This is a genomic window from Candidatus Poribacteria bacterium (assembly GCA_021295715.1).
Classification (GTDB): Bacteria; Poribacteria; WGA-4E; order WGA-4E; family WGA-3G; genus WGA-3G.
In genome coordinates this window covers 15,639-41,878 of the sequence record JAGWBV010000016.1, presented here as the reverse complement: position 1 = coordinate 41,878, position 26,240 = coordinate 15,639, and the positions used below count along the sequence as shown (strand labels likewise).

The 26,240-nt window shown below is 46.5% G+C and carries 20 protein-coding genes; 11 read left to right on the top strand and 9 right to left on the bottom strand.

The genetic code is table 11. The annotated features are described in order from the left end of the window. Together J4G07_06680 and J4G07_06675 are read left to right on the top strand one after the other, a co-directional pair. The coding region (locus J4G07_06680; GenBank protein ID MCE2413672.1) for a hypothetical protein at positions 1–278 on the top strand (278 nt) is incomplete at its 5' end. A 364-nt stretch (positions 279–642) separates the two neighbouring features. Further along, positions 643–1,278: a hypothetical protein gene (locus tag J4G07_06675; protein MCE2413671.1), complete on the top strand. Its 636-nt coding sequence runs from the start codon at positions 643–645 to the stop codon at positions 1,276–1,278. Here the strand turns inward: J4G07_06675 and J4G07_06670 are convergent. Continuing rightward, the gene (locus J4G07_06670) at positions 1,275–1,688 is read right to left on the bottom strand and encodes a hypothetical protein (protein MCE2413670.1); all 414 of its coding nucleotides are present in this window, start codon (positions 1,686–1,688) and stop codon (positions 1,275–1,277) included. The genes J4G07_06675 and J4G07_06670 overlap by 4 nt on opposite strands. Beyond that, a complete protein-coding gene (locus J4G07_06665) occupies positions 1,688–1,960 on the bottom strand; it encodes a type II toxin-antitoxin system RelE/ParE family toxin (GenBank protein MCE2413669.1) in 273 nt (90 codons plus the stop codon). Before J4G07_06665 ends, J4G07_06670 begins: the two co-directional genes overlap by 1 nt. Positions 1,961–2,220: 260 nt before the next feature. On the opposite strand from J4G07_06665, the gene acs reads away from it, so the two are divergent. The 4 genes from acs to J4G07_06645 all read left to right on the top strand — a co-directional run bounded on the left by acs (position 2,221) and on the right by J4G07_06645 (position 7,101). After that, positions 2,221–4,134: an acetate--CoA ligase gene (gene acs / locus J4G07_06660; GenBank protein MCE2413668.1), complete on the top strand. Its 1,914-nt coding sequence runs from the start codon at positions 2,221–2,223 to the stop codon at positions 4,132–4,134. A 270-nt stretch (positions 4,135–4,404) separates the two neighbouring features. After that, positions 4,405–4,899, top strand: a complete 495-nt coding sequence (locus J4G07_06655) for a hypothetical protein (protein MCE2413667.1) — start codon at positions 4,405–4,407, stop codon at positions 4,897–4,899. Between the two features lie 282 nt (positions 4,900–5,181). Continuing rightward, positions 5,182–6,465 carry a sigma-70 family RNA polymerase sigma factor gene (locus J4G07_06650; GenBank protein ID MCE2413666.1) on the top strand — a complete coding sequence of 428 codons (1,284 nt, stop codon included), beginning with the start codon at positions 5,182–5,184 and terminating at the stop codon, positions 6,463–6,465. A gap of 21 nt (positions 6,466–6,486) precedes the next feature. Beyond that, positions 6,487–7,101, top strand: coding sequence for an iron-sulfur cluster assembly accessory protein (locus tag J4G07_06645; protein ID MCE2413665.1), 615 nt, complete (start codon positions 6,487–6,489; stop codon positions 7,099–7,101). A 46-nt stretch (positions 7,102–7,147) separates the two neighbouring features. Here the strand turns inward: J4G07_06645 and J4G07_06640 are convergent, their stop codons facing one another. The 4 genes from J4G07_06640 to J4G07_06625 form a co-directional block, all read right to left on the bottom strand. Further along, positions 7,148–8,116 (bottom strand): beta-ribofuranosylaminobenzene 5'-phosphate synthase, encoded by a 969-nt coding sequence (locus tag J4G07_06640; GenBank protein ID MCE2413664.1) that lies wholly within the window; start codon positions 8,114–8,116, stop codon positions 7,148–7,150. 33 nt (positions 8,117–8,149) lie between these two features. Next, positions 8,150–8,815, bottom strand: coding sequence for an ABC transporter ATP-binding protein (locus J4G07_06635; GenBank protein MCE2413663.1), 666 nt, complete (start codon positions 8,813–8,815; stop codon positions 8,150–8,152). Between the two features lie 230 nt (positions 8,816–9,045). Then, complete coding sequence (locus J4G07_06630; protein ID MCE2413662.1) at positions 9,046–11,019, bottom strand: HlyD family efflux transporter periplasmic adaptor subunit; 1,974 nt, start codon at positions 11,017–11,019, stop codon at positions 9,046–9,048. Between the two features lie 2 nt (positions 11,020–11,021). Beyond that, complete coding sequence (locus J4G07_06625) at positions 11,022–12,413, bottom strand: TolC family protein (protein ID MCE2413661.1); 1,392 nt, start codon at positions 12,411–12,413, stop codon at positions 11,022–11,024. A gap of 437 nt (positions 12,414–12,850) precedes the next feature. On the opposite strand from J4G07_06625, the gene J4G07_06620 reads away from it, so the two are divergent. Then, positions 12,851–14,482: a PEGA domain-containing protein gene (locus J4G07_06620; GenBank protein ID MCE2413660.1), complete on the top strand. Its 1,632-nt coding sequence runs from the start codon at positions 12,851–12,853 to the stop codon at positions 14,480–14,482. 42 nt (positions 14,483–14,524) lie between these two features. Here J4G07_06620 and truD read toward each other — a convergent pair whose 3' ends face one another. After that, entirely contained in the window at positions 14,525–15,604 is a 1,080-nt protein-coding gene (truD, locus tag J4G07_06615; protein MCE2413659.1) for a tRNA pseudouridine(13) synthase TruD, read from the bottom strand. A gap of 261 nt (positions 15,605–15,865) precedes the next feature. Here truD and J4G07_06610 point away from each other — a divergent pair, with 261 nt between their 5' ends. Together J4G07_06610 and bioA are read left to right on the top strand one after the other, a co-directional pair. Further along, positions 15,866–17,125: a ferredoxin family protein gene (locus J4G07_06610; GenBank protein MCE2413658.1), complete on the top strand. Its 1,260-nt coding sequence runs from the start codon at positions 15,866–15,868 to the stop codon at positions 17,123–17,125. Positions 17,126–17,146: 21 nt separating this feature from the next. Continuing rightward, positions 17,147–18,505, top strand: coding sequence for an adenosylmethionine--8-amino-7-oxononanoate transaminase (gene bioA / locus J4G07_06605; protein ID MCE2413657.1), 1,359 nt, complete (start codon positions 17,147–17,149; stop codon positions 18,503–18,505). Between the two features lie 58 nt (positions 18,506–18,563). Here bioA and J4G07_06600 read toward each other — a convergent pair whose 3' ends face one another. Further along, positions 18,564–20,708 carry a WD40 repeat domain-containing protein gene (locus J4G07_06600; GenBank protein MCE2413656.1) on the bottom strand — a complete coding sequence of 715 codons (2,145 nt, stop codon included), beginning with the start codon at positions 20,706–20,708 and terminating at the stop codon, positions 18,564–18,566. A gap of 131 nt (positions 20,709–20,839) precedes the next feature. Next, complete coding sequence (locus J4G07_06595) at positions 20,840–22,717, bottom strand: hypothetical protein (protein ID MCE2413655.1); 1,878 nt, start codon at positions 22,715–22,717, stop codon at positions 20,840–20,842. Positions 22,718–23,120: 403 nt separating this feature from the next. Here J4G07_06595 and glpK point away from each other — a divergent pair, with 403 nt between their 5' ends. Further along, complete coding sequence (gene glpK / locus J4G07_06590; protein ID MCE2413654.1) at positions 23,121–24,665, top strand: glycerol kinase GlpK; 1,545 nt, start codon at positions 23,121–23,123, stop codon at positions 24,663–24,665. 1 nt (position 24,666) lies between these two features. Next, positions 24,667–26,223, top strand: a complete 1,557-nt coding sequence (locus tag J4G07_06585) for a hypothetical protein (GenBank protein ID MCE2413653.1) — start codon at positions 24,667–24,669, stop codon at positions 26,221–26,223. Positions 26,224–26,240 lie beyond the last annotated feature (17 nt).

Here is a 26,240-nt window from a genome sequence, read left to right as displayed (position 1 = left end):
ACAGAGAGTACAAATCGGGTGTCAAGACTTATACGCAATCCACAGCGACCTCAGACGTTGTTATCGGAGTGCATCCAATAGGCGATAACGCTTTTGAGTTATACTTTGTTCCAACCGTCCTCATTGAGGAACTCAATCAGAAGAGCATTTCTATTAATAGAATTAGCGATTTGAAGGAAAACTACTTTATTCTGGAAAATTGTAAAAATAGGGAAGTAATAATCGACAAATGTAGAGAATATGGAATTTTATCATCAGGAACTCGTTACTTCTTGTAAAAATATCCATAGCCGCAACGGATTAGAACATGCCAAACGCGCAGTCGAAATCACCACTGAACAGAACGAGCAACCGCTATAGACTGGTTAGAATCTGTTTCAGAGACGGCAGCCCTTCATTCGTCTTTTTGGTTGCCTTCCTGAGATCGGTTACAGATTCTGGTTCGATGAGCGGTTCCGAAACACATAACATCTACATTGATACCCGGTAGGTATAGTAAATCTTCAAAAGATTACCAAGGCATAAGGTGAATCTGAATTTGCATCGGCACTTCAACAATGGTATAATGTATCTGAAAACGACTATAAAATAGTCCATGTTTGATCTGAACGGATAAGTAAGTTCTACAAAAGGAAATTTAAAATGCTGGCACCAAAGCCTCTGAAAGCAAAAAATAAAGTACAAATCACAAAACACTTGGAAGTCGAAGATATGGTGATAATCGGTTCTAAGAATGTGGATGACAAGGCTTTTTATGTAGCACAGGAAATAATTTTGAAAATCACCTCCAAACGCCCTGAAATCCGCACGGAACTAATTGGTTTTGTATGTATTCTTGTTGCACAAGGGGAAAGTGTTGCAGCTTATTTGGAATTGGATGAAAACGATCCAAACTATAAATATGGATGTGCTTTCTTACCAGAAAAAAATCAAGAGTTTCCAGGATATCTGGCATCGGTTATTGAATGGGACGGTGAGCCAAACATGGGGGTTTTTGTTTTTGTCTTAGCCTGTGCAATAAACTATGCAATTTGCCAAATAGATCTAAACTTTTATAGTTCATTAGAAAAATCTTACAAAGCAAGTGTCGCCTCAAAAACATGGGATTGTAATCCGAGGTCCTTGCAAGACGTTGGATCATATTGGGCAGAAGGGGTTAGGATGTGGTACTACGCGGGTGAATTTGAAACGAGGGATGCTCTCAAGGAATATGATCCAGGACTCACCAAATTATTGGGAGATTGGATATCGGATGAAGATATCCCCAAGGTGTACTAATCCGAAAATGTTACGACACTATTTGAAGTTAGTCTGTAAGCTGCTCTTTGAGTCCTTCGGGCCGGATGTATCCAGTCAATTAGCCGATGTAGGGGTGTGCGCTTAAAAGGATTGGCAGTTGGCAACTGACACCCAAAGGCATTTAATATAGTGTTGAGTATGTCGAATAGCGGGGCATCCGCGTTAGAGAGAGCATCCAAGAGTGTTTCAGCATCAATACTGGTGCGTTTGGAAAGTTCGGAAACCCCACCTTGTGATGCTATAAAGACCCGAAGTTCCTTCAGAAAAAAAGACAAATCACTGTCAACACGGTATTCCTCCAATGTCAATTGGAGATAGTCAATTGCTTCCTCTCGATCATTAGCAAGTCTTCTAATTTGATACTCGCGCCAGTTCCCCATTTCTCTCATTAATGTGTCTCCTCATATTCTCGCCAATAGGCCTTCGCGAGTTCAATATCCCGCTGCTGTGATGCTTTGTCTCCACCACAAAGCAGAAGGACGAGTATATTTTCAATTTGACGGAAATAGATGCGATATCCTGGTCCAAAGTGCAGACGCAATTCAAAGACACCTCCACCGACAGATCGGCAATCACCAAAATTGCCATCTTCAAGTTTCGCAAGCCGTTTGTCAATTCTGTTTCGCGTCTTTCTATCTCGGATGGATTCAAACCATTCAATGAAAGGTTGTCTACCATTTGGACCGCGGTAGTATTGTATTTCTATTGGTTGTCCGTCCCTATTGACAATCGTTCCATACCTGCTATGCAATGATAAATAAACGGTTTGTTGATTGGTAATTATACTTCATTTTTTATTAAAAACGCAAGGTATATTGGCAATTTCGGAAACGGTTTTCCTATAAAATATGTTCAATACAACTTTCAGAGCGTTCTAAGCGCGTGTTCCAGATTGATTTGTAGAGGAGATGATGATATAAGATGGCTAATAACGTTTTTCCACCAGCAGAAACTGCTTATCCCATAGAGAATGCTCACGTCAACAGTTTAGAAACATATCAGGCACAATACGCCGAATCCATTCAAGATCCGGAAGCATTTTGGGCAACGATCGCGGAACGACTGACGTACGATTTTGTTAAGGGCGAGATTAAATGGTTCGATGGCGGCACACTGAACGCTTGCTATAATTGCCTTGATCGGCATATCGAAGCTGGGCACGGCGAGGCAACCGCCATTGTCTGGGAAGGGAACGATCCGTCCGAAGATAAGACCTTCAGTTACAGTGAACTTCTCGCTGAGGTCAAGAAGTTTGCCAATGTCCTGAAGGCACAAGGCATTGAGAAAGGCGATCGCGTCTGTATCTACTTACAGATGGTTCCAGAGTTGGCAATCGCGATGTTAGCGTGTGCGAGGATTGGTGCTGTCCATTCTATCGTTTTCGGCGCATTTTCAGCAGAATCCCTCCGAGACAGAATTAATGACTCTGAATGTAAATTGCTAATTACGCAAGATACCGCAATGCGGGGTCCGCGTAGCGATATACCGATGAAGGTAAATGCAGATGCCGCGGTTGCGGAATGTCCCTCTATTGAAAAGGTAGTCGTCGTGGAGCGCACTGGAGATACGGTCGATTTTGATGATTCGCGGGATATTTGGTGGCACGAAGCAATGGCGACCGCCGATACAGAATGCGAACCAGAAGTTATGAATGCGGAGGACCCGCTTTTTATCCTGTATACCTCCGGTTCGACCGGTAAACCGAAAGGGGTTTTGCATACGACAGGGGGTTATCTCGTCTACACTTCTTATACACACCAACAAGTTTTTGACTATCACGAGGGCGATGTTTACTGGTGCACAGCCGACATCGGTTGGATCACTGGGCATTCTTACATTATCTACGGTCCACTTGCAAATCGTGCGATCAGTGTGATGTTTGAAGGTGTGCCAAACTATCCCGACTTTGGACGCTTTTGGCGGGTCGTTGAGAAGCACAACATTAATATTTTCTACACTGCTCCGACGGCACTACGCGCCCTGATGAAAGAAGGGAATACATGGGTCGAAAAATACGACAGATCCACGCTCAGACTGCTCGGCACAGTCGGTGAACCGATCAAAGAACCGGAGTGGTTGTGGTACTACAATATCGTCGGTGAAGAACGGTGTCCAATCATAGATACATGGTGGCAAACCGAAACGGGTGGGATTCTGATGACACCACTGCCCGCCGCAACACCACTGAAACCCGGCTCGGCGACCTTCCCGTTCTTCGCCATTGAACCGGTGATACTTGATGAAGAGGGTAACGAAGTAGAAGGTAACCCGGCAACCGGCTATCTCTGTATTAAAACGGCATGGCCCGGTATCATGCGAACTGTCTACGGCGACCATGAACGGTTTTTAGACACCTATTTCCGCAGATTCCCCGGCTATTATATGACAGGCGATGGAGTCCTACGCGATGAAGATGGTTATTATTGGATTACAGGACGCGTCGATGATGTTCTGAACGTCTCTGGACACCGATTAGGCACAGCAGAAGTGGAAGGGGCAATCGGGCAGTACGACGCAGTCGCAGAAGCCGCAGTCGTCGGTTACCCACACGACATCAAGGGACAAGGCATCTATGCGTATGTTACGCTCATGACAGGCGAAGCGGCATCAGATGCAGTGGAAACAGGCATCAAACAGGCAGTCCGACAACAAATTGGACCTATTGCCACGCCTGACAAGATTCAGTTTACCCCGGCACTGCCAAAGACGCGATCCGGCAAGATTATGCGGCGTATCCTCCGGAAAATCGCCGAAGGCGACATCTCCAACCTCGGTGATACCTCCACCCTCGCCGATCCAACAGTGGTTGATGATTTGGTTGAAGGCAGACGGTAGAAATCACAACAAAGGGGTTTCTTAAGAGAGTCAGCACTTACGCAAATTGCGTAAAACAGCAATATATTTCACCAAAAAAGTCATATTGCAGTTATTTAACCCCCTAAATCCCCTGATTAGGCAGATTTCAAGAGGAAATGTGTAAGTCCTATAGTATCAAACCCCGTAGTCCGTAAGCGTAGCGGAGGGCGGGTTTAAGGAACGCATTTGATAATCGAAACGTCCGTCCTTCCTCCGCAAGGTAGGATTAAAATAAGGAAAAATTAAAAATTGGCATCAGCACAGAAGATAGTAAATGAACTAAAAAAACAGGGGATCACCCACGCTGTAGGCGTTCCAGATAACGGCAGTGCCCGGATTTATGAACGCTTACGATCAGAGCCTGATATCGAAGTCATTACGGTCACCCGTGAAGGTGAAGCATTTGCCATTGCATCAGGGTTATACGTTGGTGGCAAAAAGCCTGTGATCATCATCCAAAATACCGGGTTCTTGGAATCAGGCGATGCGATCCGAGGCACCGTTGTCAACATGCAAGTGCCAGTGGTGGTATTCATTGGATATCGTGGTTATCACAATCGAGATAAAAATGGACAATGGATTGATTCCGTAGCAACTTTCCTTGAACCGACGTTGAAAGCGTGGAATCTCCCTTATGAAATGCTTGAAACAGACGCGGATGTTCCGTGCATCGCAAGAGCATTTGAACAGGCGGCAGAAACTTCACTCCCAACAGCGGTGCTCTTAATCGGACATTCTACATAGTATCTTTTGCCCATTTTTCGGCTATGTGGAGATTCTTTTGCTGAGACCTATAGCGTTCTTTTCCTGTAATTGAGAGTGCTTCGCGCGATTTCTTACGCGAAATGATGACGCAGCACCGCTATTGCGCTCTTTTTTCGGTGAAATCCTGCTAAAATCACAGTTTTTTCAAGTTTTTTTGTGAAATGTCGCTTTTTATTAAACATTTTGCTTGACAAAACGTTTTAACATAATGTATCATTAATTTTTGTTTTATCAAAATTCTGTAATAAGGAGAGGAGAAAGATGGAAGCCGAGTATTTCGGTGAAACAGCGAGTCTTGAAAGTGTTGATCCATATATGGAGGCAACATATCCGCCAGATGAGGCAGAACCCTCGGAAAGTTATAAAGGTAGCGATCAGAGTGCTTTAACGAGCTGGCTTCGGAGCGTAGCAGGCCACCGTCTGTTAACCCGCGAGGAAGAAGTTCAATTGGCAAAACGGATTGAAGCTGCAGAGGCTAAAGCGTTAGACGAACTCTTAGATGTCTTAGTAGAAGTAGACCTATTAGCTCGTGAGAAGAAAAAGCAATTGGCAAAACGGATTGAAGCTGTAGAGGTTAAAGCATTAGGCGAACTCTTAGGTGCCTTAGTAGAAGTAGACCTATTAGCTCGCGAGAAAAAAGAGCAACTGACAGAACAAATTGAAGCTGGCAGGAGCGAAGCAAGAAAAACACTGGTAAGCGAACTACAAGACGCGCTGGTGAAAAGTGACGCATTATCTGACGAAGGAAAACAGGAACTGGCGAAACGGATTAGAGCAGCCGAGAGCGAAGCGCGTACCGCGCGTGATGAACTTGTCCAAGCGAATCTACGACTCGTTATTTCTATCGCAGTTAAATACCAAGGTCACAACGTTCCACTCGAAGATTTGATTCAAGAAGGAAACATTGGTCTGATTAAAGCAGCGAGCAAATTTGACTATCAGAAGGGCTTTAAATTCAGCACGTACGCAATTTGGTGGATTAAACAAGCCATTATGCGTACGCTTGACAATTTTTCCCGCTCCATTCGATTACCTTCCTACGTAGTTGCAAAAATGAACAAGTTCGACGCTGTCTATGCATCGTTGTGTCAAGAGCTACAACGCGAACCGCGGCGCGACGAAATCGCAGACGCTTTAGATTTGACGTTGAAACAGGTCGAAGAAATCCTAACGTTTAACGCTGATACCATCTCAATGGATTTGCCGCTGAGCGATGAACGTTCCGCTGCTACATTGGGCGACTTAATCGAAGATCCAATAACGAGTGGAGAAGATGGTCCGATCGCTGAAATGATTAATCAGGATCTGACTGCTCAATTTCTCAAAAGACTCCCAGAGCGCGAACAGAGAGTATTGAAAATGCGCTTCGGACTCGAGGATGGAGAACGGAAAACACTCCGAGAAATCGGTGTTGCTTTGCAGGTTACCCGCGAACGAGTCCGTCAACTGGAAATAGATGCAATCAAACGATTGTATGACCTTTATGATGAAATGGGCGAATTTCGGTCAAACTCTCAATCCTGGGCAGGGAAAACTGCGGCATAATACCGCTCATGGAAGGTAACTATGAAGAATTTCTTGAAGAAAATCAAAGGATCTGAAACCCCTTTGCTTACAGTCACAGAAGCCGCACAAGAGAAGATTCAAGCAGTGGTAGAAACTGAAGAGGTTGAAGTTGAAGGACTTCGCATCAGTATTCAAGGCAGAACTGCTACCGCTTTCCAATACAGCTTGGGTTTAGCGACTGAAGCACAAGCGGATGATATTGTTGTTGAATGTGAGCATTTCAATGTACTCGTCGATGCAGAAAGCGCACCTGACCTTAAAGGGGCTGTGATTGACTATGTCGATGACCTGAATTCCAGTGGATTCAATATTGAAAACCCAAATACACCAACATGGGACAATCCAAAAGCACAAGAGGTTCAGAAACTGATTGACGAACGGATTAATCCGGCTGTAGCGGCACACGGCGGACAGATAGAACTCCTGAACGTCGAGGAGGATGCTGTGTACATTCACATGGGCGGCGGTTGTCAAGGCTGCGGCATGGCTAATGTTACCCTCAAACACGGCATTGAGGCGATGATTCAAGAAGTATTTCCTGAGATTAAGCACGTGATTGACACGACTGATCACGATGCTGGAGATAACCCGTACTATTCCCCAAGTAAGGGATAAATAATACAGATGACGGGCGGATGGTAACATCCGCCCGTTTCTATTTTTAACTCGGCACAACGCGCGCGCCCAAGTTGTTCGCCCGCGTAACAAAACATGAACCACCATCTGGAAGTGTTTTTAGGAATGCTTCGGTGCCTCGCTTTAACCTATCAATATCTTCACCCACCACGCAAATTGCCGAGCCCCAACTGCTAACACCCGCACCGAAAGCTCCACTGTCGCGTAAGAAGTCAAGCGTCAATTGGAGTTCAGTGCCTTGTGCGTCAATTTCCACTTTTTTCCATCCAAACGTTTGAATTTGATTTAAGGCTTTGCCAAAAGTGCGCATATCTCCTTCAACCAAGGCAGGAAGTACTCGCATCAATAGGATGTGTGAAAGCTTCTGTGCCACCCATTCTGGTTGTGGACAGAGGGTCTGAAACAATTCGATCTCTGTGTCACCATAAATTCGTGAACAATTCGGCATGACAATGAGTAATGGCATTTCTGGAAACGAATAACGGAGCAAAACAGGAGGTGGCGGAATATCTCCAAGTGCAGAGGAGGGCAGGAACGATGCCTTCTGTTCTGGAAAACGATGTCCGCCATCAACAATGAAACCGCCTGTTTGGAATGCCGCTATACCGATACCTGAAGTGCCACCGCGTCCGACGACTTTTGCCAATGCTTGCACATCTAATCCAAGTTCATATAGCAGATTGACTGCCTGGGCAACACCGAGAGAAAGTTGCGTTCCAGACCCGAATCCGCAGTGCATCGGGATTTCAGATTGAAATGTTAATTTAATGCCGGGAAAGGGATAGGTTTCTTGAAGTCGCTTAAGTACTGCAGCAGTCCGATCGCGATATACGGAAGATGGTAGATGAATGCCAGTTGCCCGCTCAGCAATAATTTGAAAATTGGGCTTAGCAATTGCGAGACCGAACCCTCCATCAACTCGTCCCAACACACCATTCAGATCAAGCAGAGAAAAGTGTAAGCGGGATGGAGTGGTAATTTTGACGTGGTGCATAGTCGTGTCGGATCATTGTGGACTTTCCGTAGATTAGCCAGTATCCCCGCCATTATCGCCATTTCGTCTGACATCTCGCTCGATTAAACCGTCACGAATGTGGAGAACGCGCTTGGCGTGTTCAGCGACTTCAGCTTCATGTGTCACCATGATGATGGTATTGCCTTCATCATTCAAACGGTTGAAAATCGCCATAATTTCGGTGCCAGAACGGGTATCCAAGTTACCTGTCGGCTCATCAGCGAAGATCATTGAAGGTCTATTGACTAAAGCACGGGCAATGGCCACACGCTGGATTTGACCACCAGACAGCTCGGTCGACTTGTGATCGACGCGGTCTGCTAAACCGACTGCCTCCAGGGATTCAAATGCGCGCCGTTTGCGTTCTTTTCTACCCAAACCCGAGTAAATCAGCGGTAATTCAACATTGTTGAGAGCACTGGTTCGTGGGAGCAGGTTAAACGACTGAAACACAAAACCGATCTTTTTATTCCGAATGTCAGCCAGGCGATTATCGGAAAGCTTGCCGACCTCTTCACCTTCAAGGTAGTACTGCCCCGATGTCGGCGTTGCAAGACACCCCAGAATATCCATCATGGTTGATTTTCCAGAGCCGGATGGTCCCATAATCGCAATGAATTCACCTTGTGTGATCTCGAAGGACACACCCCGTAAGGCATGTACCTGCACATCACCCATTTGATAGATTTTCGTCAAATCTCGCACATCTATTAACACAACGTTTCCTCCTTAACCTTGATTTTATGAAGGTAAGCATGAACAAGAAATACAATTTAGCACGTTTATAGTAAAGTCGGAAAATATGTAGACAGTTGCGCAGCGAAACAACCCTCCCCGCCGCTGGCGAGGATTGTACCCTCGCCTCTTTAGAGTGTCTAATTAATTCTAAACTTTACTATAAGTTTGATTTATTTGCCTTCTTCTTCTGAATCATTTCCTTGTCCTTCTGTCAATTCTTGCATAGAAGGCACAAAAACGCGGTCTCCCTCCTTCAAACCACCAGTGATTTGAAAGTGGGTGTTATTACGCTGTCCGATTGTAATGTGAGTTTTGACGCCTTTTCGCTCTTTTTTATCTTTTTTGGGTTCACCTGTATCTAACATAACAAAATACTGCCGCTCGCTACTCACTTCCGCTTCTATATCGGAGAGTACATTCTGTTCAGAAATAACAATAGAGATCTCAGTCGGACCGTTCTTCAAGCCTTTCTGCGCACCTTCGAGCAAGATTTCAAGATTACCACGCGTTTCCTCTGGATCAATCTTGCCGACATTTCCATCGAACTCGTTACCAATCAAATTCCGGATTTTGAGTTCCTGACCTTCCTGAAATTGTCCAAGATCCGTGGAATTGACCTTTGCTCTTACAGTAAAAACCTTTGGACTCAGCACAGCCGGTATTGGCAGTTGAAGGATATCGGATTCTTCAAACACAATAATGTCAACATCCGCAGACATACCGGGCAGGAGTTCTGATGGAGAACCGATAACCTCTACATCTACCTCAAAAGTGATGACGGAACTCTGATTCTGGGGACCACGGGGGGTCGCACTCGGTGAAATCTCGCTAACCCTTCCCGGAAAGACCTGTCCAGGATAACTATCAACGCTGATTTCGGCGCGTTGTTCCTCTTTAACCTTCCCGATTTCTACCTGATTTATTTGCGTCCTCACAATCATCTGATTGAGGTCGGCAATGCGCATAATTGCATCGCCACGTGAAAAAGCGGAACGTCCCGAGGTGATAATTTCTCCCTCCTCAACAGTGAGGCGCGTAACCGTCCCCGCTATAGGAGCTATAACTGTCGTCCATTCGTAGCGTTCTTGTTGTGATTCAAGCTGACTTTGTGCTTGGAGCAAACTCGCCTCCGCGCCGACTCTTGCATGACGGGTTAATTCCTTTTCTTCTTCAGTCGTTTCTTCCAATTGACGGAGCCGTGTGCGAGCGTTCTCCAATTCCGCTTCCAATTGCTTTTTCCGGGCTTCTTCCGATTCTTTAAGGGTCAGAACATTCTTTTTATTGAGTTCCAAGGTAGATTCGCGGCTCTGAATTGCTTCTTGCCGGACATTGATATTTTCTTCCTGGGACTTAACGGTTTCCTTTTGGGACTCCACCTCTTTCTGTGCGTTTTCATACTGCGATCGCGCCCCGGCGAGTTGGTTTTGTGATTCCTCTAACGTCCGCTTTGAAACTAACTTCTTATCAAACAGTTCTTTGTTTCGATTGTACTCGGACGCCGCTGTTTCGAGTGCCACCTTTGCGGATTCAACACTCGTTTCCGCCCGATCAAACATGAGTCCTGCTTGTGATAATGCGATCTCAGCCTGCTTTAAGCCAATCTTATCTCGATTCAGGTCAATTTGTGTCGTCGCTACTTGTGTTTCTGCTTCAGTAATTCGTTGCTGCGTCGTTGCAACAAATGAATCCAAAGTCGCCTGTGCCACAGCGACGGAGTTGCGTGCTTGCGCAAGACCACTTTCTTCCTGTTTTTCAGTAATTTGAATTTGGAGTTCTGCCCGTTGGAGTTGGGCTTTTTGGGCATCACGATTCGCTTCCGCTTGTTTCCTTTGTTCCAGAATTTGCTCATCATCAATTCGGAGCAAACGATCGCCTATTTTGACCTCGTCTCCCTCATCAACGAAAATTTCAACGATCTCGCCTTCCACGTTCGAGCGGACATCCACTTCAAGGAAGGAACGCAGATTGCCAGACTCACGGACGCGAACGATGAATTCACCGCGACGCACAATTTCCTGTTTTACCTCAGTTTCCTTCTTATTTTGACCGAAACTGAAGTCCATCCGAGTCGCACCAATTGCGCCAACAGCGATAACAACCAAGGCGACGACTCCGATGATAATCCATTTTTTTCGATCTTTCATGGTTACTGTAATACTCCCATGGCATCTTGTAAACGGGTTTGTGAGATCTTGTAATCGTAGAAAGTATTCACTTCATCTGATAGTGCTTGCGCATAACTGGTTTGGGCATCAAGGAGTTCAAGCAGGATGGCTTTGTCAACATCAAAACGCCCTTGAATAACCTCTAAACTGAGCCGGGCATTGACAACCAGTGTTTTGGCGATATCAACAGAGGCTTCACTGCGCTTGAGATTGAGATACGATTGCCGGACATCTAACGCGACGGAACGTTCCAAGTCGCTTGCGTTTTCACGGGTTTGCTCTAATTGCATAGCTAACTCTTTGACCCGATTTCCCAAAATACCACCGTCAAAAAACGTAAAATTAAGGGACACACCTGCGCTCCAACTCCGGAAGTCAGAGAAATTCTCGCGTTCGCGGAGGTAATCGTCGAGGTTAACGTTGTAGTCAACATCGGCATTCAGACGGGGCCAACGCTGTAATTTCGCGAGCGTTAAGGACCATTCCTGTGATCTCAATTGCGATTCCGTTTCTTTAAATTCCGGACGATTGTCAAGTGCTATCTGGATAGCTTCCTCAACCGGTATTTGTAATCTTTCAATGGTGCCGCGTTGTTGATATAACTGAAACGCTTCATCCGCCGCAACAGTAATTAAAACACCCGGATCTAAACCGAGGAGCCGCGGTAACCTGGCTTTGGCAACTTGAAGTGAATTTTGGTTATTTAGCAGTGCTAATCTATTATTTCCCTCTCGCACCTCAGCCGTCGCTACATCCGCTGGAATGAGCGAACCTGCCTCTACAAAATCCTTAGTCCGTTGCGTGTTCTCTTGCGCCCTTGCCAAATTTTGCTCACTCACTTCAACCAACGCTTGGAATTGAAGGACATCATAGTAAGCTTCAGTGATTTGCAAAATTAAACTTTGTTTGATCCCCTCATTGCGGCTCACAGTGGCGCTCAGGGATTCTTTTGCCTGCGCGAACCCGCCCTCGCGTTGACCATTGTCCCAAATTGTGTATTGTGCCCCCAATCCTAAATTGTAGTTTTCAGGCTCAAAGCCGAAGTCGATTCGATCAGAGAAATCGTAAGCACCGGTTGAAAAAACACGTGGAAAATAATCAGCACGCGCAGTTTTTACCCGAAGTTCCTGTATCGCAAGATTCAAACGCGCATTTCGCATACTCGTCGATTTTTCCAAACCTACCTGGATACATTGTTCAAGGGTCAAAGGCTGGGTTAAGTCAATTTCGGTGGCAGGTTCCTGCGCATTGACACAAAGAACGACTGCAAATTGAACAGCGAGGATGAATTTTAAGAGCAAGCTTCGGAAACTTGAATGGGGTATTCCTTTAAACTTTGACAAAACAATCGACATAACTTTCCCGTGAATCATTAACATCTCCTTGTCTGTTCCAACAGTTGTAGACGTGCTTCTTGGCAGACGCCTAGTGTCGGTTTTAACACTTTCTAACAGGAAGTTTTGGGAACCCATGCGTTTCGCCAAAACCGTATTATTATTATTTGAATTGCAGCTGCTATGCGAGTCTCTCCAATTTTGCCTAAGGCTGGCTGCTGCAAATCTGTGGGCGGAATTCCTAACAGCAGACCTGAATGCTTAATACAAGACAGACTCCGAAATTCTATAACATTTTAGTTTAAACTTTCAAGGCACGCCAAAGAGATCTTGTTTATAACATTATGACGCAGTTTCTTGATAAAAGTTTAGACATTTTAACACCCAAAGAGGTTCTTTTTTCTTGCAATTATTCAGAATTTCTGTTAAATTATTACCAAATTAGAGACTCTGAAATACACACTTCGGATGAAAACATGTCAAAGCAGAAGATTACTTTTATCTCCATCTTTATTTCTGTCGCATTGGTTGTTTTCGTATCAACACCAGAACTCTCGGCTGATTCTGGTACATACTGGCTAATTGTGGACGCAACACCGGAAGCACGTGCCCATGAACCGGTGAACTTACTGATTGAACTCCTAACGACTCGCGGAAAAATACCGAGTGAACAGATCCACCACCTTGAAGGGGACAGTGCCACCTCTGAAGAGATCCATGCCATGATTCAGGAAATTGGAAGGCAAACAGCCGTTCAGGATACCCTGATTTTTCTATATCATGGGATAGTTACCAAGCCGAGAGGTATGAACGCTATGCATCTGCTAACACCTGGAGACGAACAAGGCATCCAAGATGCTACCCTCAACGACTGGTTCAGAGAGACAGAAAGAAAGCACACCGTTGTTATTGTCGATGGTTACACAGAGGACACGAACCTAAACGCCTACTACGCGAACCGCGAGACGCTCGGTACTGCTGCGCTCAACTCAATTCAATCGGCAGAGACAGCAAACACAACAGCCCTCCTTCAGCAACTCCACGATACGCTCACGGTAGATACAACCGATGCAGATGACAATCGACAACTCAGTATTATAGAAAGCTACGAATTATTGCGAATGAATCCTGATTTTTTGGATGGTATCCTTGCACCCACTGGGGATGTCGAAATGGCACTGCTTAAACTCAGTCCTGCGCTTAAGGTCACAACATTCCCCGAAGGCGCAGATATTTCCATCAACGACGTAGAGATCGGAAGCACACCGAAACTCATCACAGAAAATCTGCAACAAGGCACTTCTACTGTAACCGTGAAGAAAGCAGGATACGTCATCCCGCCATCCAAGACCGCTGAACTCCAGTTAGAACTTGGAGAATCCGTCCATATTGCTTGGGTACTTGAGTCTATTGCTATTCACGGAACCGTTATAGGCGTTTCAGGTGCATCACCTGTCGAAGCTGTTGTTTGGATTGATGGAACGGCGCATCAACAGACCGTGGAAGCGGATGGAGTCTACCGGTTTGATGAGTGGGAGGATTCAGGTTTATTGCGTCTCGGCGAAACTTACACGCTCTTTGTGAAACAGGGTGCCCTGAATTACGGTTCGGCAACTTTCACGTTTGACGGCTATACCGACATAGTACAACCCCTGCAACTTGTGAAACGAACCTGGTTTGAAGTGGCACAAATCGAATTCGACCGACATAACCATCAAGGGGCTGTCACTGCTTTTCAGAATGGGATTGAACTCACGAGCGATTTCCCGCAAATGTCCGCTGACTTAACAGTTCTACTCCTCAGTTCCTTCGCTGATGCCGTAGAGAAACAAGACGTTCAGGATGTCACCTATCTCATTGTTACAGCAAAACTCGCGGAGCAACTCGGTCAGCCTGCCCTTGCAAAAAGGTATTGGGAAGAGACGAAAATGAAAGCAGACAAGGGAAGTTCCGCCGCTAAACTGGCAAGCCAGCGGCTATGGCAACTGAATCGTGGACGTTATCTTTTGAATATCGGTCTGATTGTATTACTGGTCGTCCTATTGGCATCAGGGGCGTGGACGTTCTTTAGATTCCGAAAATCCAAGCGAACTGCACCGGCAGATTGAAGACGCTACCCTCCAACGCGACTCGGAAACCACACCTACCATTTAAGGGACCTGTATATTGGACATAACGTCTTCCAATACGACAGTCGCATACCCACCCGCAGGCAGCATAAAACTGAGATGGACTCCCTCACCCTTGACAGCAGACACGTCATGCAATTGCATCGCCATCCGTAAAGGTCTGCGCGTCCCCGGTAAACGGATACCGACAACCTTACGAAAGGCTTCAAATCGAACCCCTTCATCTGCAAGGAGCGATATCTCCAATGCGAGCACGTCGCCGGTTGGTAAGCGCATCTTATACCCGAAAATCGGGCCTGAAGGACTAATTTCAAACGCATCCGCTCGCGGTTGCTCAGCGGTAGCATCCACAACGAGAAAAGGGGCTCCGTTATCGTGTTTCACAGCGATGTCGCCTTCAAGAAGTTTACCCAAACACGGGGTTCGCATTTCCAAAACGCGATTAAATAGGAACGCCTGATACGCCGACAAAAACAACTTGCGGAGCCGGTGTGGAATACACATTACTACCTTTTCTGGGGGTTTCTTCGCTAATTCCCGTTGCATACGGCGGGCGATATCATCGACCTGTAGGACGTCATCCGTGAGCATATAACGCATCACGGCATCCCAATCCGACTTTACCAGTGCTTTGCCAATCAGATGTGAATCGTTTTTATTCCCAAACCGCTGTGCTCCAAAGCGATTCGGCACCCCTTCAGTTGCCAATCGCTTCATTGCCGGTTCGATAAGAGGTAGGGCATCATGGGGAATATCGCGGAGGATTATCTGAAACCGGTTGCCCCGAAGGTGTCCTACCCGTAATTTATGCGGATGCCGTTCTGCCCAAAGCACTTCAATATCCGGTTGCTCAATTCTCAAAACCCGTTCCGGTAGCACCCCTTCGACAGATAGCACTTGTGTTGTGACTGCGTTCTTATCCTTCAAGCCTGCGTAACCAAACTGCTGAGTGCGGACCTGTAAATCCCGTGCAATTCTGTTAATTGCCTCCAAGGTGCTGAGATTCCGTTTCCGAATAGCGAAAAAGGTGTGCGTCCCTGAGCGGGTAGGTTCGTACAGCGGTAGTTCCTCGACAATAAAATCTTCAGGTTCCTTAATCATTTTTTAATTATTCCTTGCGGATAAGTTTCGTCATCAGTTATTAGGAAGTTTTGATTTTGAGTCGCACTCCATTTCATTCCGTGCTTGGTTTTTGATGTTATGAATTTTAAGTATTCCTTTGATTTCTCTTATATCCGTGAGTCTCGATGCCATTATAGTCATCATTCACCTATTTGTCAAACTGTGAAATCAGCAATATTCCTTGCCACAGGCACTGAATTGTGGTATACTTAACAGTGAAACACCAAAAAGGAGGGGAAAATGGCTTACATTATTTGCGAACCGTGTGTCGATGTAAAGGACACAGCGTGCGTTGATGTCTGTCCGGTCGATTGTATACACACCACCGAAGGCGAAAATCAACTTTATATTAACCCGGATGAATGTATCGACTGCGCGGCATGCGAACCTGCGTGTCCGGTTGACGCAATCTCCATGGAAAGTGATGTCCCCAGCGAATGGGAATCGTATATTGAGATAAATCGTAAATTCTTCGAGACCTTCGTTAAACCTGAAACCATGGACGAAGGAGCTGGCGAAACAGGAAAAGCCGCACAAGGGAAGCAACAAGGTATACCTGAGGAATTTGCGCAAATACCGGAGGTCCCAGACTCAAGACTTCGCACACCATACAATGTCTTAACACTGCTTCTACAACCGCTGCTCGGTGCTTTTTCAGCGAAGTTTAAAGCACGACTTGAGGAGATGGCAGGCAATTCGGTTGTCTTTAGTTCTGCGGTATCAACAGGTATCAATAGCCTCATCAACTTGACACTCTATCCGCTTATCCTCTTCTTCGTCGGGCTCAAAGGGCAAAGTGCTAACCTTTTTACAAGTGAAGGCAATCTGATGATTTTCTTGGGGATCATCATCGCCATTTCAGAAGGCATCTACAGATTTAAAGACGAGTTCAATTCCGAAGTTGAACAACAGCGCTACGGTGCGGCTTTCTACGGATGGTTTCCATCACTCATTGCAACCCCACTTCTAAGTGGCTTGCGTTCAGCTCTTACCGTTCAGCCACAAGAAGAACGCAAAACGGTGCCCGGATCGGTGCTCACAAATGGTGTGATCTATTCTGACGACGTCCGGGAACGTTACAGACGCTACGGTATGGTAAATCGCGTTACAGAGCTGACGAATCACTACGAGGTCGAAATCGAATTTCCGAGGTGGGTGCCGAATTCGGTCTTGAAGGAAGAGCATGAACTCCCCGATAGGATGCCGGATTACGCGTATGAAATCCAACTCAGTTCGCCGTATGTCCCCGGTGAACGCCCCGCACCTGAAAGTATTTTAACTGTTCAGACCCAATTGGATGATCCAAGGTTCACTTCCGTTGTAGGTCGCGCGAGTTCATTCCCGAACGGTTTCACAAACATCATGCCGATCTCAGGACAGCCAGAAGATTTTCAGGCGACTTATCGGAATAAAGTATTGACGATTATCGTCTCCAAAAGCGGCACATGTGAATCGCTCGGACTTGAGCCAATAGTGCATTATGCCAAACTGAAGGGATAGCGAAACTTGCAGCTATAGGCTATGGTTGATAAAGAAACGCTTGTCGATTGGGATAGGTGTTACCTCTGGCATCCGTTTACACAAATGCAGGATTGGCTGGCGGAAGAGCCTGTCATCATTGAAAGGGGTGAAGGATGCTACCTCATTGATATTGCCGGAAATCGGTATATTGATGGAATCGCTTCCATGTGGACGAATGTTCACGGACATAATCATCCAGCACTGAACACTGCACTCAAGACGCAGATAGACAAGATCGCCCACACCACACTGCTTGGATACAGTAACATCCCCGCGATTCAGCTGGCACAGAAATTGGTAGAACTCACACCTGTGGGATTGAACAAGGTGTTTTATTCCGACAACGGTTCAACCGCTGTTGAGGTTGCCTTGAAGATAGCGTATCAGTACTGGCAACACAAGGAAGAACAGCAACGGAAACTGTTTATCCATTTTGATAATGCATACCACGGGGACACGATAGGAGCGATGAGTGTCGGTGGTATTGATAGTTTCCACACTACTTTTGATTCCCTCCTTTTCAAAGGTATCCGCGTGTCCGCTCCTGAAACCTATCACCCTCCTTACGCTAATGAATCTGCGGTTAAAACGCATTGGCTCACTGCAGTAGAACGCGCACTCTCTGAACATGAAGGGCGCATCGCAGGTATTATCTTAGAGCCGCTCATCCAGGGCGCGGGCGGTATGCTTATTGCTCCGAACGGATTTTTAAAGGAACTTGCGGCATTAGCAAAACGATGGAAAACACTTCTTATCGTTGATGAAGTGATGACTGGGTTCGGGCGCACCGGTAAAATGTGGGCATGCGAGCACGAGGACGTTACACCCGACCTCTTCTGTACAGCAAAAGGACTCGCAGGTGGGTATCTCCCACTCGCGGCGACGTTAACCACCGATGAAATCTATAACGCCTTCCTCGGTGAGTACCGGGACCTTAAGACCTTCTTCCACGGACATACCTTCACTGGAAATCCATTAGCATGTGCAGTTGCATTAGAAAATATCGCTATTTTCGAGCGTGAAAATCTCCTTTCCCGACTCCAACCGACTATTGAACACTTCAAGAATCGACTTCAGAAATTCTATGCTTTACCGCACGTTGGGGATGTCCGAGTCTGTGGTTTTGCCGCCGGTGTAGAATTAATGAAAAATTCGGACACCTACACGCCCTACCCCTTTGAAGAGAAGGTAGGTATCCGAGTTTGCAAAGAGGCACTCATCCGTGGGGCGATCCTTCGACCGCTTGTTAATACCATCGTCTTGATGCCTCCGCTACAGATCTCAATTTCAGAGTTAGATGCTCTATTGGACATCATTTATACCGCAATCGATATTGTTACAAGCGACCCCAGCCATTGAAAATTGTTCAGACAAAAAAATAGGGCGGGTTTCAAACCCGCCCTGAAACTATAATCGGTTAGAAACTTGTCCTACCGACAGCCGTATTTTTTGCCCTGTCTGTCACTTGAATGATAATCGTGTGTGCCCCTTCGGGGAGTTCACCTGTTTCGAGGTGGAGCTGCTCCTTTTTGGAATCGAAGATCCCATCGTCAGGGAAGATAACCTTCCAGTGTTCATCACTGTCAATCTTATAGACGGCTTTCTGGATAGGTGTGGTCATATCCGTAACGTCACAGGCAATTTTGTAGGTGTTGTCACCATTCGCAGTGACTTGGATTTCTCCAATACTGGGCTGCGTATTGTCCACCTCAACCGGCATACTCACTTTCTCAGCGGATTTTGCCCATCCAACTGGATTGCTGAGTTTATCGGTTGCCACGACCTTTAAGGTATAGCGTCCATCTGGAACGGTAGTGACATCCCATTCATAGTTCGCTTTGGCCAATTCCTTTTTGAGGAGCCGCCAGTTGCTCTCGTCAGTCGCTTTGTAGTAGAGGGTATATTGCAACGTATCGGCATTTGCATCTTCAACTTTCCAGCTCACCTTCCATGTTTTAGAAGGACCGTCGCCTGCATTGCCTGATCCGCCGCTATCGCCACCGCGTGCCCCTGGGGGAGGTAAACTTCCGCCAGACGCGCGGCGTCCTCTCTCTTGGTTCCCGCTACCACTACCATCATCTACCTCAATACTGGTAAAGCGCGGCTCAACGTTCGTCTGCACGGAGGCGAGGGTAACCTTCTTCAAAATAGGTGTTTGCGCCGTGTCGCTGGTTGTGAACTTCGCACGCCACTGGATGTACTGACCATCTCCATTCGGAATCTGAGAGCCTTCCGCTGTCGTGAGCTCATCAGACCAGTCGCTCCATGTATCATCTGGTTTTTTGGTATTACCGGTTCGGGTTGAAAAGGCAACCGCTGTTCCCTCTGCCATTTCACCTTCCCAGGAAAGTTTCCCCCAGCGAGACAAACTTTTCGTATCGTGCACTTCAGATTCAAGCGTTCCTTCTTCAACGTAGGTGTCCGTAAGATTAAAAAGTTTACCGGGATTCCCCGTCGCAAGGAGCGTTTTGGTGTCTCCATCCCCTTTTTTCTGGTGTATGGCTACGACCTGATTTGCCGAGCATTTGCCGACTTCCACAGAGTCTCCGCTCATCGGATTGACGCGATAGAGTTTTCCTTCATCGCCGGTCCCTACCAAAATTTGCGAGTCACTTTCGAGAACGATGGCTAAGATAAGGGGTTCTGGCGAATTCCAAATTGAAACCGCCGTGCCATCCGGACGAATTTTATAGATACTGGACTTGTTTTCTTGCGGTGCACCACCACCCGGGGGCGGGGGACCCGAGGGGGTTGGCGGTCCACTTGAACCACCGCGTCGTCCCCTTGAAGGTTCAGCCGGTTGGGACGTAACGACTGCCGCATAGAGGTTGCCTTGAGTATCCATTTCAAGGGCGCGTACCTCTTTCTCTGTCGCTTGATAGATAACCTTTGCTGTCCCATCGTCCATGATATGGTAAATAATGCCGTTGTCGCTGCTTCCCGCATAGAAACCGTTTTCGTGTAGAAGGAACGTCATGATATTCTTTTCTTCGGCATCAAACAGAACACTGGACTCACCCTCTGGCGTGATCTTGTAAATTTTACCATCAGTACCTGTCGCGGCATAGAGATTGCCGGCATCATCAAATTTCAACGCCCACACATATTTGTCCCCTTCATTAAGCAGGGTCGTCGGAGGCGTTGTAGCATCAGTGATTTTGTAAATCAATCCATCGGGTCCAGTGCCAGCGTAGAGTGCATTGTCGGGTCCGATAGCGAGACTGTAAATGGTAACTTCAGGTGAATTGTAATAAAGTTCAGCAGTGTCGCCATCAGCAGCAATTTTATAGATTTTTCCTTCGTTCCCGGTCCCAGCATAGAGATTTCCGGCTGTATCCTCTACCAGTGCCCAAACTTGGGTCTCTTTCAACTTCGTAAAGGAATCAATTTTGGGAGATAACATCACATCCCCGGTACTTGTAAGTGAAAGGTCCTTGGGCTTGCCAGACGCAAAATCCGCGTGATTTTTTTGCTCCCATAAAGATGTATTGACTGCAGATGCGATGCTTGCATAAATAAAGATGGTTAAGATAAGACTCCAAAAGGAGATGACACGGCGCATTGAAAATATCCTCCTGTAACAGTTATCAGTTGTCAGCCGCAAGAAGCGTGTTGTTTAATCCAAAGCCTCTCTTCACTGAAGACTGTTAACTGAAAACTATAAAATCAAAATTAACTGAAAACTGATAACTATCACTCTGCGTTCCTATCCACAACGAGCCGAATCATGCCGCTTCCATAGACCACATAGTCGGTTGACACTTTATCAATGTGTAGTGTGGTGCCCATAGTGTATCCGCTATTGCCGATCTGCTTTGCGGTATTCATGACTGACATGACTGAAGGCGGCAGGTGTGCGAATTCTTCACCCTGAACGGTGAGTCCCGGTTCAGGCACAAAGAGTTCCATAATGATATCCGAGTTATTTTCGCCTCGTTGCAATAATTCGACTAATTGATTGATATTTTTATGCCGAAAGTTCAGAGGGGCCCGGTTACGCTGCCAAGCTTCGTGAAAACTGGCATTGGTGGCGAGGAGCGTCACAAGCCCATCTGGAACATCTTTAGGAATCGTGATTGTCCCTGTTTGCACTATCGGGTTTTCAAAATAGGGTTGCAAAGTAATTTCTACCTCAACAGTATCCCCAGGTCGATAGCGGAGTTTATCCATTTGAAGACTTTGAATCCTCGCCGTTCTCCGTTTATCCTCTATGCTCACATCAATGGTGACATTTTCGACCGGAACACTCGTATACTGGTTGGTTGCTAACTGAAACATTGGCATCAAGAGCGTCTGCATGATCCCAAACCCGGGTGAACCTCTGGAAGAATAGATATTCTTATAGACTAACTCACGTGTTTTGAGGTTCGGATGTTCTTTGAGAGTGATAGTCGCTTCCATATTGAGCGTGTAGTCTCCCAGGTAAAACTCAAGTGTGTCCATGAGCATCCACGCCCCCATGCCTGTATAAACTGGAGAGAAACTGCGATGTCGAATCACTTCGTAAGCCTTCTGATGCCGCTTACCATCAGCAGTCTGCACATTGACATTTACAGGAATATAACTCGGGTGTTTTCCGATGATGCCAGCAATAGCAGGATCCCGGTCTTGCACCAAGGTCCCGATGGGCTGCGTCGCAGAAGCTATTTTGGAGGAACGGGAACGGCTCGGAAGGATAAAATGCACATATCCGCCAGAAATCGGAATATTGACGTTACCTTCTGCAGACGCAGCGTGCCCATAAGCAAGCAGTTCATTACCCTCTACGTGAGTGATAGTTCCATACCCAAAAAAGGAAACGTCTCCACGGACATATTCCGTCCCGATTATCTGTCCTTCCTCAACCGGTGATTCCTTAACGGGACCTCCACCGCCTGCCGCTTGAACGGGGGTAAAATTGAGTTTATCAAAAACCGGTTTGATAAACCGTATTACCTCCGAATTAAGCGTTGGAAGTGTGACAGGAATGGATAACCGTGCGGACCTCACTTGGGAAGGCATATCGGCGATACTGTCACGCCACATTTCATCGAAAGCACGCGGTCCCTGTGCAACCTGACCATCGCGAAGCAAAGACTGCCCTGCATCCAATCCATATTCCTGTGCAGCAGCTGAATTGAGATTAAAAAGTTGAGCACCTTCGTAACTTAAATTAGGCTCCATGCCACGCTGTGCCACCTTAACCATCAATTCAATCGGCGTGACACCAAAACCATTCGCATGTTCCCGCTGATTAAAATAACCGAGGGAAAGCGCACCCATGAGTCGTCCGTCAATGTATATTGGACTCCCACTCATTCCGCCTGCGACACCCGTCCGCTTGAAGTTGTCACTCAAACCCTTCATCCATACGACATGCCACCCCGGGATAAAGTTGTATTCGACACTCACAACTTCACATTCAAATTCTTCCACCGTTGTCCCGGAAAATACTGTGTAGCCTTTCCCTGTCATGCCCCGTTTCACTTCCGACAACGGCATAAACTTTTCAGCATCCCACTCAATCTGCGCGTGACTCTGATATGCAGCCAAGCAGAATATCACAAACGCGCAAAGCAAAATCTTTTTCACAACGTCTACTCCTCTCTGAACCATTGGAATCTGTTTATATTTCGACAATATTCTAATTTGTAAATTGCTTGAACAGTAGAACGGTTTGATTCGTTTCCGCGCAGCCCCGTTTTGCGAACCAAGGATGCCGTCCAGTAGGAGCAATCCGCGAATTTGGATTTTAAAGTGATCCGACTTCTCTGCCATGCATATCACAGGCGAAAACGAAATATCTCTGTATAATATAATGCTACGATACATTCAAAGCATAATAGCATATTATACCAAAACAAAAGCCATCATGTCAACCTGAATCTCGAAAAAATGTTAGAATCTGAGATCGCGCCAAACACTGATTTTCACTTGATTTTTTTCTAATTCGGTGTTATTCTAAAAGAAAACGCTTAGGAGCCGCATCTATAGTATGTCGAATACCGCTTGCCTCCTTTCAATCGACCAAGGGACGACTGGAACTACCGCGCTCCTTGTCGATGTAAAGGGAAACATTATCGCACAAGGATACCAAGAATTTACACAATACTATCCTCATCCCGGTTGGGTGGAACACGATCCAGAGGAAATCTGGAACGCCACTTTACAAGCAATAGACACACTTTTTGCAAAAGAAAATGCCCTGAATATTGTTGCTATTGGAATTGCAAACCAACGTGAAACGACACTCATTTGGGACAGACAAACAGGAAAACCGATTTACCCAGCGATCGTGTGGCAGTGCCGCCGCACTGCTGATAAATGTGCGCTTCTTGAAAAACAGGGCGTTGCTGAAGAGATTAGAGCGAAAACGGGACTTGTCATTGATGCTTATTTTTCTGGAACAAAGGTTGCATGGATCCTGGATCATGTGAGTGGGGCTCGGGAACGTGCAGAACGCGGCGAACTCGCTTTCGGAACCGTAGATACATGGCTCCTCTGGAAATTAACGGATGGGGCAGTTCATAAAACCGATTACACGAACGCCTCACGGACCCTGCTCTTTAATATCAATACACTCTCATGGGACGAAACCCTTTTGGAAATTTTGAACGTCCCGAAAGCGATTTTACCCGAAGTCTGTCCTTCTGCAAGCAACTTCGGCACAGCGAGTTTCTATCGGAACTTCTGGCTTGAAACCTTCGGGAAAAATATATCTCTGGATGGGATTCCAATCACCGGAGTGGCGGGTGACCAGCAAGCCGCACTCTTCGGTCAATTGTGCATCAAACCCGGTATGGCGAAAAACACCTATGGGACGGGTTGTTTTCTCATGCTAAACACAGGCACTGAAAAAGTATTAACAAAAACTGGACTCCTGACGACACTCGCTTGTGGTTTAGACGAAAACCCCGTTTATGCATTAGAGGGAAGTGTATTCGTTGCCGGTGCTGCTGTCCAATGGCTTCGCGACGGTATCTCAATTATTAAGAGCGCGTCAGAAACGGAGGAAATGGCTTCCGCTATACCAGATTCAGGCGGTGTCTTTGTTGTTCCTGCCTTTACCGGGCTTGGCGCGCCCTATTGGGATCCCGATGCACGCGGGGCTATCCTCGGCTTAACACGCGGGAGTACCCGCGAGCAAATCATCCGAGCCACGTTAGAATCCATTGCGTATCAATCCGCAGATGTTGTTAAGGCAATGTCGACTGACGCAGAGATGACGCTGGAGCAATTACGTGTTGACGGGGGTGCAGCTGCGAACAATTTCCTCATGCAGTTCCAAGCGGACATCTTAGGGATAAATGTGGAACGTCCAACACAAATAGAATCAACGGGTTTGGGTGCCACATACCTGGCAGGTATCACAGCTGGTGTGTGGAACGACATCGAAGAGCTTGAGGCAAATAGAATCGAGCAAACAAAACTTGAAGACTCCGCTTTTAATGCTCGCGTCTTTTCACCACAAATAGACGCAAAGCAACGCAATGAGAAACTCGCGCAGTGGAAAGAGGCGGTACAACGAATTATGAGTTAAAATGCGACTCCAATGGAAGTACTCCCTTGTTATTAATCTCTGTGTTATAGCAATCCTCGTGGCGTTTTACTTTTTCGACAGCATCCGGGTCCGAAATGAGATGAACGCGCTTCACGCTTTGGGCGCAGAACGGGGTGCCGAACTGAGGAAAATCGTTGAGAACACAATTCTTAATGCTGTTGTAAGAGAAATCGAAGCCACAAGGCGGTTTGATGCGCAGCGACTGGATCAAGTGCTGAATGGACTGAAGCGGGAACATCCCGATATGCGGGATGTGCTAAATGTTCACATCTCTTTAAACGATACTCGTATTCGTTCGAGCCTGCTCGCCGGTGAAGATGCCGGGGACATAAATCTTGATTCAGCAGACCTCGAACAAATCGAGACAAAAGGTGTGACAATAGACGCGGTTGAAGGGCAGAACGCAACGGCTATTGTCATCAAGTATACGGCTGTTTTGACCGCGCCACAGCGCACTGAATTAGAACCTCGCGATCCCCGACACGCACCAATCCTCGATGAAGGGACACTGCAGCACGATGTCGGCTGGAGAGTCTCTGGCTACATACAAGTACTTTTCGATGTTCCTTATATCGGCAGGTCAATTCGATATTCATTGCTGATGCACGCAATATTGATTGTGATTGTCGGTGCACTACTCGTAATTCTGATCGATCTAACAACAAATCACCTAATTATGAAGCCCTTAGAGCGGATGACTCGTATTATTCAAAGCGCGGAGGATGGGGATTTATCACTTCAAGAGACGTATTCATCAGATGAAATCGGCAGGGCAACCTACAATCTCGCAAGGATGCTGTGGCAACTGCGGGACTCTCATTCAAAACGGATTGCTGCCTTAGGGCAATTCGCCGCTGGCGTGGCGCACGAAATTCGGAATCCACTTAATTCAATTGGGATGACTGCTCAGCACCTAAAGTCTGTTTTTTCACAACGGAAAGTGAGCCAGGACGACATCGAAGAAGCGAAGGAACTCTTAGAAATCGTCGACCAAAAAATAACCGAACTGAAACAGACTTCGGAGCAGTTTCTCACTTTAAATCGACCGAGAAGATTGAATGTAGAATCCGTAAACCTCAACACGCTTGTGGAGCAAGTTTTATCTGAATTCGCACTCATCACTGAGGAAGCCAAAGTGCAAGTCATCAGAAATTACGATGAAAATCTACCGGATGTCCAACTCGATGCCGCCTTAATGCGACAGACCCTCTTCAACTTTGTGCAAAACAGTATCCAAGCAATGCCGAAAGGGGGTAGTATCTACATCACAACCCTTGTGGAGCAGATAGATGAGGACACGAGAGATGTGGTGATTGAAATCAGAGATACCGGCATAGGCATCCCAGAAGAAATTCAGGAACAAATTTACGATGCCTATTTTACAACTAAGGATGCCACAGGTGGCATAGGACTCGGTCTTGCCGTTTCTCACCAAATTATTACGGCGCATCAAGGCAAAATTGAAGTCCGAAGCAAAATCGGAATGGGAACCGCTTTTAAAATTAGTTTCCCGCTGAATGCAGAAGAACTGCCATAAATTCCCGGCTTAAATGA

Excerpts from the sequence above, each read along its gene's own strand:
- J4G07_06675 (MCE2413671.1), top strand. The coding sequence starts at position 643 with ATGCTGGCACCAAAGCCTCTGAAAGCAAAAAATAAAGTACAAATCACA.
- J4G07_06670 (MCE2413670.1), bottom strand. The coding sequence starts at position 1,688 with ATGAGAGAAATGGGGAACTGGCGCGAGTATCAAATTAGAAGACTTGCT.
- acs (MCE2413668.1), top strand. The coding sequence starts at position 2,221 with ATGGCTAATAACGTTTTTCCACCAGCAGAAACTGCTTATCCCATAGAG.
- J4G07_06650 (MCE2413666.1), top strand. The coding sequence starts at position 5,182 with ATGGAAGCCGAGTATTTCGGTGAAACAGCGAGTCTTGAAAGTGTTGAT.
- J4G07_06645 (MCE2413665.1), top strand. The coding sequence starts at position 6,487 with ATGAAGAATTTCTTGAAGAAAATCAAAGGATCTGAAACCCCTTTGCTT.
- J4G07_06640 (MCE2413664.1), bottom strand. The coding sequence starts at position 8,116 with ATGCACCACGTCAAAATTACCACTCCATCCCGCTTACACTTTTCTCTG.
- J4G07_06635 (MCE2413663.1), bottom strand. The coding sequence starts at position 8,815 with ATGGGTGATGTGCAGGTACATGCCTTACGGGGTGTGTCCTTCGAGATC.
- J4G07_06630 (MCE2413662.1), bottom strand. The coding sequence starts at position 11,019 with ATGAAAGATCGAAAAAAATGGATTATCATCGGAGTCGTCGCCTTGGTT.
- J4G07_06625 (MCE2413661.1), bottom strand. The coding sequence starts at position 12,413 with ATGATTCACGGGAAAGTTATGTCGATTGTTTTGTCAAAGTTTAAAGGA.
- J4G07_06620 (MCE2413660.1), top strand. The coding sequence starts at position 12,851 with ATGTCAAAGCAGAAGATTACTTTTATCTCCATCTTTATTTCTGTCGCA.
- truD (MCE2413659.1), bottom strand. The coding sequence starts at position 15,604 with ATGATTAAGGAACCTGAAGATTTTATTGTCGAGGAACTACCGCTGTAC.
- J4G07_06610 (MCE2413658.1), top strand. The coding sequence starts at position 15,866 with ATGGCTTACATTATTTGCGAACCGTGTGTCGATGTAAAGGACACAGCG.
- bioA (MCE2413657.1), top strand. The coding sequence starts at position 17,147 with ATGGTTGATAAAGAAACGCTTGTCGATTGGGATAGGTGTTACCTCTGG.
- J4G07_06600 (MCE2413656.1), bottom strand. The coding sequence starts at position 20,708 with ATGCGCCGTGTCATCTCCTTTTGGAGTCTTATCTTAACCATCTTTATT.
- glpK (MCE2413654.1), top strand. The coding sequence starts at position 23,121 with ATGTCGAATACCGCTTGCCTCCTTTCAATCGACCAAGGGACGACTGGA.
- J4G07_06585 (MCE2413653.1), top strand. The coding sequence starts at position 24,667 with ATGCGACTCCAATGGAAGTACTCCCTTGTTATTAATCTCTGTGTTATA.